This is a genomic window from Aphanothece microscopica RSMan92, assembly GCF_046613545.2.
GTDB lineage: Bacteria > Cyanobacteriota > Cyanobacteriia > PCC-6307 > Cyanobiaceae > NIES-981.
The window spans coordinates 1-687 of record NZ_JBKKKY020000300.1 but is presented as its reverse complement, the minus strand read 5'-3'; the positions used below and the strand labels follow the sequence as shown (position 1 = coordinate 687).

Below are 687 nucleotides of genomic sequence, written 5' to 3'. Positions count from 1 at the left end.
AATATCCATATCAACAATCTGATCCAGCCCCCGTATCGTCCGCTTCATCCTAATGACTGGCCTTTTTGTATCCAGCTTATCGTAGATAAAAAGGTTTTGCCGGTTGTTCTCTTCTACCACTACCGCCAGGGTATTGTACTTGGTCCACGACAGCAACGGCAGTACCGTAGTTTCTCCCAAATTATCTACCTGCACACTCCCCTGCCGGATGATCATCTTCTTGCCCGACACCAGGTTAAATACTGTAACCTTGTAGCGGCTTTTGTGTAGCTCACTTACCGCAATCCATTTTTTATCCTGCGAAAGCTTGATCGAGGCATTACTACCCACATCATTAGACGTACTGGGTCGATACCGCCAGGAAGGGGTTGGCTCCACGTACCCGGCGCTCACCTGGCTACTTAAATTCACGTAGTAGTCCCGCCATTCCCGCAAAAACCTGGAATAGGAAGGTATGCCCAGGGTACTGGTAATACTGGTTTGTTCCGTCCGGATTATACGGGTAAGGTTTAATATATTGGAGATATTATCTTTCCCATAACGTTCCGCAATGTAGTGCCAGATAGACTGCCCCACCAGAGTTGCGTCCTTTCCATATAGAAGGGCTGGCTTCTTGATCTGACGGCGAAGGGAAATGTCCCGCATGTAATCTGTCAGCTCGGGCGTTGCCCCCTCGGCTATATACGC

At 48.9% G+C, this 687-nt stretch carries 1 protein-coding gene; it reads right to left on the bottom strand.

Features of this window, described 5'->3' with window-relative positions; translation table 11 throughout:
- On the bottom strand, nt 1–645 hold a 645-nt coding region (locus ACLD7X_RS17625; RefSeq protein WP_411424990.1), incomplete at its 3' end, for a hypothetical protein.
- Between the last annotated feature and the right edge of the window lie 42 nt (nt 646–687).